Origin of the sequence: Nocardia araoensis NBRC 100135 (assembly GCF_000308435.1) — a bacterium.
GTDB classification, from domain to species: Bacteria; Actinomycetota; Actinomycetes; order Mycobacteriales; family Mycobacteriaceae; genus Nocardia; species Nocardia araoensis.
Genome location: NZ_BAFR01000134.1, coordinates 1 through 9,732, shown reverse-complemented (window position 1 = coordinate 9,732; position 9,732 = coordinate 1). Strand labels below are relative to the sequence as shown.

The following is a 9,732-nucleotide window of genomic DNA, read 5'->3' as shown; positions in this document are numbered from 1 at the left end:
ATTCCTCCTGACACGTGCGGCCCGGGTGCACCGCTGGCGGCGCGCCGGGGATACGCGACTGTAACGCGTTCTAGTTATTGGCGGGCCGGAACCGGGAACGAATCCCGCGCCGCTCGGTGGGGTGGGCACGTAGGCCGAAAGAAGTACCCGGAAATCCAGGGTTTTCCCGGAGGTCATCCCATGACCTGGTCGGATACGTTCGGCTGGCGAATCTGTCGGTCGGCGAGGGGAGCGGTGTGAGTACCGTCGAAACGGATGTCCTGAGCGGCGAGGCGCGGGCCGGCGACGAGCGGACGTGGAGCCTGCCTGCCCGGGTCGCGTTCCGCTTCGTCTTCGCCTATTTCGGCCTGTTCTGCCTGCTTTTCGCGCAGATCCTCTTCGTGTTCACCGGAATACTGAGCAAGTGGCTGCCGGAAAGCGCGATCCTGTGGCAGATGCGCACGACGAGCCCGCTGGTCGGCTGGGTCGGCGAGCACGTCTTCGGCGTCGAGGCCGTCTTACACGAGGATTCCGGCAGCGGCGACCAGGCCGCCATCTGGCTGCTGATCTTCTGCGAACTCGTCGCGGCGGTGCTGATCACGATCGTCTGGTCGATCCTCGATCGCCGTCGCCGGAACTACACGGCACTGCGCGGCTGGTTCCTGGCGTTCATCCGGCTGTGCCTGGGCGGCCAGATGCTCTTCTACGGTCTGGCCAAGGCGATTCCGTCGCAGATGCCCGCGCCGTCGCTGACCGCGCTGCTGCAACCGTACGGGACGATGAGTCCGGCCTCGGTGCTCTGGAACCAGGTCGGCGCCGCTCCGGTGTACGAGATCCTGCTCGGATCGGCCGAGGTGCTCGGCGGCCTGCTGCTGTTCCTGCCGCGCACCGCGACGGCGGGCGCGTTGCTCAGCCTGGTGAGCATGGCGCAGGTCTTCGTGCTGAACATGACCTACGACGTGCCGGTGAAGATCCTCTCGTTCCACTTGCTGCTGCTCTCGCTGGTGGTGCTGGCCCCGCAGGCCGGGCGGTTGGCGAATGTGCTCGTGCTGGAGCGGCCCTCGGAACCGGCCGCGCAGCCGCCGCTGTTCGATTCCCGCCGTGCGAACCGGATCGCGGCGGCGGTGCAAGTGGCCCTGGGTCTGTGGGTGCTGATCGGTGGCGTGTACATCGGCTGGCAAGCCTGGCGCGAGTCGGGTGACGGCGCGCCGAAGCCTCCGCTCTACGGCATCTGGACCGTCGGCGAGTTCACCAGGGACGGGCATCCGGCGCCCCCGCTGCTCACCGATGACGGCCGCTGGCGGCGGCTGATCTTCGATCGTCACGGCACGACGGTGCAGAAGATGGACGACTCGTTCGTGCCCGTCGTGGCGGTGATCGACGAGGCCGCGCACACCATCGTGTTGTCGGAGGTCCCACAGTCGGCGGGCGCGCCGCCGGTCCGCCTCGGCGCGTTCACCTTCGCTCAGCCCGGCACGGATACGCTGTCGATGACGGGTGAGCTGAACGGTACGCCGGTGAGCTTGTCACTCGACCGAATGGACCTGAACTCCTTCCCGCTGCGCAGCCGGGGCTTCGACTTCGTTCAGGAATACCCGTACTTCCGCTGAAATGCCCTTCGGCCAGCGTGCTTTTCGATACCTTCGGTCTGCATCGACTCGGACTGGAGGGCCGCGTGACCGAAGCGATCCTGGACCGGACGGACCTCGCCGCGAGCGCGCAGGAGACCGAGGCCCGGCCGTGGCGCGGGGCGACCAGGGTGGCGTTCCGTTCCGGCTTCCTGTATTTCGGACTGTTCTGCCTGGTATATCCGTCGATCGTCCCGGAGTTCCTCGGGCTGACGCGCGAATGGCTGCCGGACTGGGTCGACTACGGTGTCGCCCGTGCGCTGCGGCCGGTGGTCGAGTGGACCGGAACGCGGGTGTTCGATGCCTCCGTCGCGGCGAACACGGCTTCGATCAGTGGGGACCAGGCCTACTTCTGGGTGCTGGTGTTCGTCGTCCTGGTGGTCGCGGTAATCGGAACCTTGCTCTGGAGCGTGCTGGATCGGAAGCGTCCGCACTACCGCGCAATACAGCCGTGGTTCCTGCTGTTCGTGCGCTTGTGCCTGGCCGGGCAGTTGATCGCCTACGGCATGGCGAAGGCCGTTCCGACCCAGATGCCGCCGACACCGCTGAGCCGATTGCTCGAGCCTTACGGGAATTTCAGTCCGATGGCGGTGCTCTGGAACCACATCGGGGTGTCGCCGCAGTACGAGATCCTGCTCGGCTGCGCGGAACTGCTCGGTGGCGTGCTGCTGTTCGTACCGCGCACCGCGCTGGTGGGCGCGATGCTCGCCCTGGTGTGCACGACACAGGTGTTCGTGCTGGACATGACCTACGACGTGCCCGCCAAGATCCTGTCGTTCCACCTGGTGTTGTCGTGCCTGGTGCTGCTCGCCCCGGAGGCCGGGCGTCTGGTGAACGTGCTCGTGCTGGACCGGCCGGCCGGTCCGTCGACGACGCCGGCGTTGCTGCGCTCGCGCCGGGCCGACCGGATCGCGGCCGCGGTGCAGATCGCGCTCGGGGTGTGGCTGGTGTTCTCGAACGCCTACACCGGCTGGGAAAGATGGAACGAGCAGGGGGCGGGGCGACCCGAACCTCCGCTCTACGGCATCTGGGCGGTCACCGACTTCAGTGTGGACGGCAAACCGCTTCCGCCGCTGACCACCGACGGGTTCCGCTGGCAGCGGATTGTTTTCGACCGCGACGGGACCACCGTGCAACGCATGGACGGCCAGTTGCTGCCGGTGCTCGCCATAGTCGATCCCGGCGCGCGCACCCTGGTCATGGCCGCGCCGCCGACAACCATCGGCGCCGCACCGGAACCCCTGGGCGGTTTCGGCTTCGACCGGCCCGCGCCCGAGCGGCTGACCTTGACGGGCACGCTCGCCGGGCGGCCCGTCTCGGTGGCACTGACTTCGGTTCCGCTCGACGATTTCCCGTTGCGCAGCCGCGGTTTCCATTGGGTGCAGGAGTATCCGTATTTCCGCTGAGCGCCGGGGTCAGGCCTCGAGATCGTCGGCGAACCCGATGTCCTCGTGCCACAGCGCGGGATGCTCGGCGATGAAACGGGTCATCAGGTCGATGCAGCGCCGGTCTTCCAGGACGGTGACGGCTACGCCGTGCCCGGCGAGCCACTCGTGCCCGCCGGAGAAGGTCTGCGATTCCCCGACCACCAGCGAGCCGATGCCGAACTGGCGGACCAGGCCGCTGCAGTACCAGCACGGCGAGAGCGTGGTGACCATGAGGGTGTCGCGGTAATCGCGCCGCCGTCCCGCCGCGCGGAAGGCGTCGGTCTCGGCGTGCATGCTGGGGTCGCCGGACTGCACCCGGCGGTTGCGGCCGCGCCCGAGCAGGGTGCCGCTCGCGTCGAAGAGGGCGGCGCCGATCGGGATCCCGCCCTCGGCGAGCCCGCGCAGCGCCTCCTCGTAGGCCACGTCGAGCAGTCGTGCCGGTGTCGGCTGCTTCATCGGTCCGCCTTTCCGAGCTGGACGACTGCACCGCAACCTACCGCCACGGACCGCGGATCCGCTTGTTACCGGTGGTCACAGTAGGTTCGCCCCGATGGCCGTCGCGTCGGCCGTGCGGCGACCCGGTCGATTGCCGGTGCCGGATGGCCAGGCCGTAGGCTCGAAACTTGTGCCGAACACGTCAGACGCAACGCAAGACCAGCCCACCGGCGACCCGAACTACCTGGTCGGGCTCGATCTGCACGGACGGCGTGTCGTCGTGGTCGGCGGTGGGTCGGTGGCGCAGCGCAGGCTCGGCCTGCTGATCGCCTCCGGCGCGGACGTCCACGTGGTGAGCCGTGCCGTCACGCCCGCGGTCGAGGGGATGGCGAGCTCCGGGCAGATCGCCGTCACGCTGCGCGAATACGCCGACGGCGATCTCGACGGCGCCTGGTACGCGATCGCGTGCACCGACGAACCGGAGACCAACGCGGCGGTGGTGGCCGAGGCCACCCGGCGGCGGATCTTCTGCGTGCGTGCCGACACGGCACGGCTCGGCACCGCGGTCACCCCGGCGACCGCGCGCTACGACGGGCTGACCCTCGGTGTGCTCGCGAGCGGGCAGCACCGGCGATCGGCGGCCGTGCGCAACGCGTTGCTGGAAGCCCTGCAATCCGGTGTGGTGAGCGACGACTCGACGCCGATCGCGCCCGGTGTCGCCCTGGTGGGCGGTGGACCGGGTGATCCCGACCTGATCACCGTGCGCGGGCGGCGGCTGCTGGCCAGGGCGGATCTGGTGGTGGCCGACCGGCTCGCGCCGCCGGAGCTGCTCGCCGAACTCGGGCCCGAGGTCGAGGTGGTCGACGCGGCCAAGATCCCGTACGGGCGGGCGATGGCGCAGGAGGCGATCAACAACGCGCTGATCGAGGGCGCGAAGGCGGGCAAGTTCGTGGTGCGGCTCAAGGGCGGCGACCCGTACGTGTTCGGGCGCGGCTACGAGGAGCTGGAAGCCTGCGTGGCCGCCGGGGTCCCGGTCACGGTGGTGCCCGGCGTCACCAGTCCCATCTCGGTGCCCGCCGCCGCGGGCATCCCGGTGACCCACCGCGGCGTCACCCACGAATTCGTGGTGGTCAGCGGGCACGTCGCGCCGGACCACCCGGATTCGCTGGTGGACTGGCCCGCGCTGGCCCGCCTGCGCGGCACCCTGGTGCTGATGATGGCGGTGGAGCGGATCGAACAGTTCGCCACCGCGCTGCTGGAGGGCGGGCGCCCGGCGGGCACGCCCGCCACCGTCATCCAGGAGGGCACGCTGCGCACCCAGCGCGTGCTGCGCGCCGATCTCGGCACGGTGGCCGCACGGGTGCGCGCGGAGGGCATCCGCCCACCCGCGATCGTGGTGATCGGCCCGACCGCCGGATTCTCCGCCGACGCGGTCGTTCCGCACGTCGACTCCGCGGCGGGCTAGCGTTCGCCGCTGCCGCTGCCGCTGCCGCTGCCGCTGCCGCTGCCGCTGCCGCTGCCTTCTGGCGCCACACGTGGTCGGTAATCCACGTCGGTCTGACCCGGCGGGATGGTCGGGACAGCTCCCCGTTGTCGGTCCGGCCGGGCCGGTGGGTGGACAAATACGGCAGCGGCATCAATTACAGTGACTCACTGTGCTTCGGAACCCCGCTGCGACGATGCAGTATCCAGTGACGCAGCGGGCCTTCGGGCTCGCGATCCTAGTCCTGAGCGGACTGCAGCTCATGGTCGTGCTCGACGGCACGGTCGTGATCTTCGCGCTGCCACGGCTGCAAGAGGAGATGGGGTTGTCCAGCGCGGGCAGCGCATGGACGGTGACGTCGTACGGGCTCACCTTCGCGGGTCTGATGCTGCTCGGCGGCAGGCTCGGCGACGCGTTCGGCCGCAAGCGCATGCTCGTTGTCGGTGTCGCGGTGTTCACCCTGGCCTCGCTGTTGTGCGGGCTGGCGCAGAACCAGGCGATGCTGCTCGCGGCGCGGGCGTTCCAGGGCGCGGGCGCGGCGGTCGCGGCGCCGACGGCGTTCGCGCTCGTGGCGACGACTTTCGCGCCGGGCAAGGCACGCAACCAGGCGATCGCGATCGTCGGCTCGATGGTCGGCATCGGTTCCGTCGGCGGCCTCGTGGTCGGCGGCGCGCTGACCCAGCTGTCCTGGCGGTGGATCTTCCTGATCAACGTTCCGATCGGCGCGCTGATCATCCTCGGCGCGGCCTACAAACTCGCCGACACCGAACATCACCGTTCGGCGCTCGACCTTCCCGGCGCGGTGCTGGGCACCATCGCCTGCGCGTCGATCGTGTTCGGCGCGACCGAAGGGCCGGAGATGGGGTGGGGACATCCGGCGATCATCGGTTCGCTGATCGCGGGCGTCGTGCTGCTGATCGTCTTCGTTGCGCTGGAACGGCGGGTGGACGACCCGCTGCTGCCGTGGTCGCTGTTCGACAGCCGGGACCGCGTCGCCACCTTCCTGCTGATCTTCCTGGCCGGTGGCGTGCTGGGTGCGATGACCTTCTTCGTCGCCCAGTTCATGCAGAACGTCATCGGGTACGGGCCGCTCAAGGCGGGCGTCGCGGCGATTCCGTTCACCGTCGGCATCGGTATCGGCGGCGCGGTGGCCTCCAAGGCGGCGCTGTACATCGCGCCGCGCTGGCTGCTCGCGGGCGCGGCCGTGGTGCTGGGCGTCGGCCTGCTGTTCGGCTCGACCCTCGACGGCGAGGTCATGTACTTCGCCACGCTGCTGCCGCTGCTGGTGGTGATCGGCTTCGGCGTCGGCATCGCCATGGTGCTCGCACCGCTGTGCGTGCTGGTCGGCGTGCCACCGGCCAATATCGGCCCGCTGGCCGCGGTCGGGCAGATGTTCATGAACCTGGCCACGCCGGTGGCCATCGGACTGCTCACCCCGATCGCCGCCTCCCGCACCCTGTCGCTCGGCGGCCGCACCGAGAAGGTGGCCGGGATGACGCCCGCGGAGATCGCCGCGCTCGGCAACGGCTACACCCTCGTGCTGTTCGTCTGTGCCCTCGTCGCGTTCGTGGCCGCATTGGTCGCCCTGACCCTGCGCTTCACCCCGCAGCAACTGGCCATGGCCCAGCACGCTCAGGAAGAAGCCCAACAGGGCGGTGCTTGATTTGCCGCGACGTCGTCGCGGCGTGTTCGCGGCCTTGTGGCCTGCGTCCGAGTGACCGCCGCTTGCTCCTTCGTCGCGGACGCGGTGGCCACTCGGACGCGAGCCGCCGGCGAACGGCGAATGCTCGGTCTCGCTTCGCTCGGAAGACGTGGTCGAGATGTGTGGTTGCTTCGAAGTGATGACTGTGGCTCGGGTGCCGTGCCGGGTGACCGGAGATCGCGGATTCAGAACCTGCCCACGACTCGCCGGGGTGTCACGCGCACGATGACGCGCGGGCCGTCGTTGACGGAGGCGGGGTTGAAGTCGGCGTACTTCTGTCCGGTGTACTTTGCCGACAGCTCGTCGGGCAGCGTCTTCTCCGGATCGGGCGTGATGGTCACGCTGCCCCGGATCTCCGCGTAGACGTACGGGTTGTCCGGCGGGTTGATCAGCACGGTGATGCGCGGGTCGCGCGCGAGATTCTTGCCCTGTTGGCGATCGGTCGTGGTGGAGAAGAGCAGGTCGTTGCCGTCGCGCTTCAGCCAGATCACGGTCAGGTGCGGTTGTCCGTTGGGCCCGATCGTGGCCGCGGTGGCGAAGACCCTCTCCTCGTCCAGGTACTTCTTCAAATCGTCGGAAAGCTCTGCGGTGCTGGTCACGTTCTGAGCGAACAACGGGGCGCGGCAGGGCATTCCCCCCTCCGGCTCGGCCGACGAAAAGCCGGCGTGGGTCCGACGGTGTGCCGATCCGTCGACGTCGACGCGTGGTCGACGATCGCAGGCGCTCCCGTATTCCCGACCGGCAACATGCTGAGGCATCGAGGCGGGCCGCTCACCACTCGGGGTCGGCGCGATAGATCTCGCGGTACTCCTTGGCGAAGGCGCGACGCCCGAGCAGACGCCAGGCCAGGCGTGCCGGAAGCGGCATCTCGGCCAAGACCTTACGGCGGTCGGTGCCGGACACGCCCTGCAGGATGAAGCCGAGGAAGACCAGTTGGCGGTCCTTGGGCATGTGCTCGCGGCCGCGTTCGCCGAGTGCCCGCCATTCGGCGGCGGTCATCACGTTCTCGACGACCGGCAGGACGTGCCGTTCCTCCTCGGCCATGTGCTCGTCGAGGGCGGCGGCGAGCGCACGCAGTGTGACGGCGAGCCGGTCGCGGACCGAAGGGTCGGCCGCGGCGGCGAATTCGGCCGCTTCGCGGTGTGCGCGTTCGGTGAGTTCGGCGATCCGCTCGTGCTGTTCTTCCATGCGCAGCACCAGGGCCGCGTCGGCGGGAGCGCGCTCGAGCAACAGCGGCCACATGAGTTCGTCCTCGCCGGTGTGATGCTCGTGCACGCCGTTACCCAGCTCGTCGAGGAACGCGACGAGGCGCCGGGCGCGGTCGACATCACCGGCGGCGACTCCGGCGACGAGGTCGGGCAGAGCCCGGAAGTGCCTGCGAAAGGCGTTGTGCACGACGACCATGTCGTAGGTGTCGGGGCGCGCGGGCGCGGTGGTGGTGGTGGTGTTCATGAACTGCTCCTGTCGGTGTCAAGACCTCGGCGAGCATGCTGTCCGTCGCTTGCAGTTCGCTCGAGACGCGCTTAAGAGCCGCCATCCCTAGACTTGGCGGGTCATGGTTCGAATCCGGGTACTCGGCGCGCTGACCGCGGCGGACGAGCGCGGTGAACTCGATCTGGGCGGCCCGCGGCAACGTGGTGTGCTGGCACGGCTGCTGGTCGCGCGGGGCGAGGTGGTTTCGGTCGATCGCCTGATCGACGATCTGTGGCGCGGTGAGCCGCCACCGCGGGCACTGGGTGCGCTACAGGCCTACGTGTCCAATCTGCGGCGGCTGCTCGAGCCGCGGCGGCCCCCGCGCGCGCCTGCTACCGTACTGATCAGCCGCGCTCCCGGGTATGCGGTGCGTTTGGACACCGAGGCGGTGGACGCCTGGGTCTTCGGCGCCGAACTGGACGCCGCGGCGCGGCAGCTCGATCCGCGTGCGCGACGGCGCGCCCTGGAGCGGGCGCTGGCCCGCTGGCAGGGACCGGCGTATGCGGCCTACGCGGAGGAATCGTGGGCGAGCGCGGAGGCGGCGCGGCTGGAGGAGTTGCGTTCGAGCGCGCGGGAACAGCTCGCAGCCGTTCTGCTCGAGCTGGATGAACCGGCGCTGGCCGCGGCCCAGGCCGAGGTGCTGAGCCGGGAACATCCGCTGCGGGAGGAAGCGTGGCGGCTCACCGCGCTGGCGCGCTACCGGGCCGGACGCCAGGCGGAAGCGCTCGCCGCGCTGCGGCAGGCCCGCGAGGTACTCGCCGAAGAGCTCGGCATCGATCCGGGCCCGGCGCTGACCCGGTTGGAAGCCGACATCCTGGCCCAGCGGATTCCGGTGCGCGAGAAGACCGTCTTCGTCTCCGATCAGGCTCCGAAGGCGCCCGCCGCCGAGTCGAGCACGGTGCTGCTCGGGCGTGCCGCGGAACTCGCCGCCCTGTTCGTCGCCGCGCAGGGCGACGGGCCGAGGACGGCGACCCTGGTGGGCGAGGCGGGCAGCGGCAAATCGACCGTGCTGCACCATTTTCGCGACGCACTGGAGGATTCCGGGTACCGGGTGGCGCTCGGTCGCTGTCCGGAAGACGAGGCCGCTCCGTCCGCGTGGCCCTGGGTCGAGATGTTGCGCATCCTGGTCGACGAGCACGATCCCGGTGACCTCGCGCCCGGACTCGCCCCGTTGCTCACCGACGGCGCGGACCCGCCGCGGACGGATCACGCGCACGGCCGTTTCCTGCTGCACCGGGCGGTGTGCGGCTATCTCACCGCGGTCGCCGCCGACCGTCCGCTCGCGATCCTGCTCGACGACGCGCACCGCAGCGACGCCGAAACCGCCGCGTTGCTCGCCGCGGTGGCCGCGAGGGTGCCCGCGCTGGTCGTGATCGGCTACCGCCCGGACGAAGTGCCGCCCGCGCTCGCCGATGCCCTCGCGACGCTGGCGACCACCGTCCGCGCACGGGTCCGCCTGCACGGCCTCGGTATCGAGGACAGCCGTCGGCTCATCACCGCACTGGCCGAGAACCCGCCGGCGGACTCCGTGGTCGAGACGCTGCACGAGCGCACCGGCGGCAACCCGTTCTACCTCATCGAGATCGCGCGCCTGCTGCGCAGCGA

At 70.0% G+C, this 9,732-nt stretch carries 8 protein-coding genes; 5 read left to right on the top strand and 3 right to left on the bottom strand.

Going from position 1 to position 9,732, the window contains the following annotated elements; translation table 11 throughout:
• The first annotated feature begins 236 nt into the window (after positions 1-236).
• Positions 237-1,589, top strand: a complete 1,353-nt coding sequence (locus ON21_RS18330; RefSeq protein ID WP_039799407.1) for a hypothetical protein — start codon at positions 237-239, stop codon at positions 1,587-1,589.
• A gap of 65 nt (positions 1,590-1,654) precedes the next feature.
• Positions 1,655-3,013 carry a hypothetical protein gene (locus ON21_RS18325; protein ID WP_051020932.1) on the top strand — a complete coding sequence of 453 codons (1,359 nt, stop codon included), beginning with the start codon at positions 1,655-1,657 and terminating at the stop codon, positions 3,011-3,013.
• A gap of 9 nt (positions 3,014-3,022) precedes the next feature.
• On the opposite strand, the gene ON21_RS18320 is transcribed toward ON21_RS18325, so the two are convergent.
• Positions 3,023-3,466, bottom strand: a complete 444-nt coding sequence (locus ON21_RS18320) for a nucleoside deaminase (protein ID WP_039799412.1) — start codon at positions 3,464-3,466, stop codon at positions 3,023-3,025.
• Positions 3,467-3,659: 193 nt separating this feature from the next.
• On the opposite strand from ON21_RS18320, the gene cobA reads away from it, so the two are divergent.
• A complete protein-coding gene (cobA, locus tag ON21_RS18315; protein ID WP_051020931.1) occupies positions 3,660-4,934 on the top strand; it encodes a uroporphyrinogen-III C-methyltransferase in 1,275 nt (424 codons plus the stop codon).
• A 214-nt stretch (positions 4,935-5,148) separates the two neighbouring features.
• The gene (locus ON21_RS18310) at positions 5,149-6,615 is read left to right on the top strand and encodes an MFS transporter (protein ID WP_039799406.1); all 1,467 of its coding nucleotides are present in this window, start codon (positions 5,149-5,151) and stop codon (positions 6,613-6,615) included.
• Between the two features lie 224 nt (positions 6,616-6,839).
• Here ON21_RS18310 and ON21_RS18305 read toward each other — a convergent pair whose 3' ends face one another.
• Both ON21_RS18305 and ON21_RS18300 read right to left on the bottom strand, forming a co-directional pair.
• The gene (locus ON21_RS18305; RefSeq protein WP_039799409.1) at positions 6,840-7,253 is read right to left on the bottom strand and encodes a PPOX class F420-dependent oxidoreductase; all 414 of its coding nucleotides are present in this window, start codon (positions 7,251-7,253) and stop codon (positions 6,840-6,842) included.
• A 172-nt stretch (positions 7,254-7,425) separates the two neighbouring features.
• Positions 7,426-8,106 carry a hemerythrin domain-containing protein gene (locus ON21_RS18300; protein ID WP_039799405.1) on the bottom strand — a complete coding sequence of 227 codons (681 nt, stop codon included), beginning with the start codon at positions 8,104-8,106 and terminating at the stop codon, positions 7,426-7,428.
• A gap of 103 nt (positions 8,107-8,209) precedes the next feature.
• On the opposite strand from ON21_RS18300, the gene ON21_RS18295 reads away from it, so the two are divergent.
• On the top strand, positions 8,210-9,732 hold a 1,523-nt coding region (locus ON21_RS18295), incomplete at its 3' end, for an ATP-binding protein (RefSeq protein ID WP_039799404.1).

Coding starts and splice junctions, on each gene's coding strand:
- ON21_RS18300 (WP_039799405.1), bottom strand. CDS start 8,106: ATGAACACCACCACCACCACCGCGCCCGCGCGCCCCGACACCTACGAC.
- ON21_RS18310 (WP_039799406.1), top strand. CDS start 5,149: ATGCAGTATCCAGTGACGCAGCGGGCCTTCGGGCTCGCGATCCTAGTC.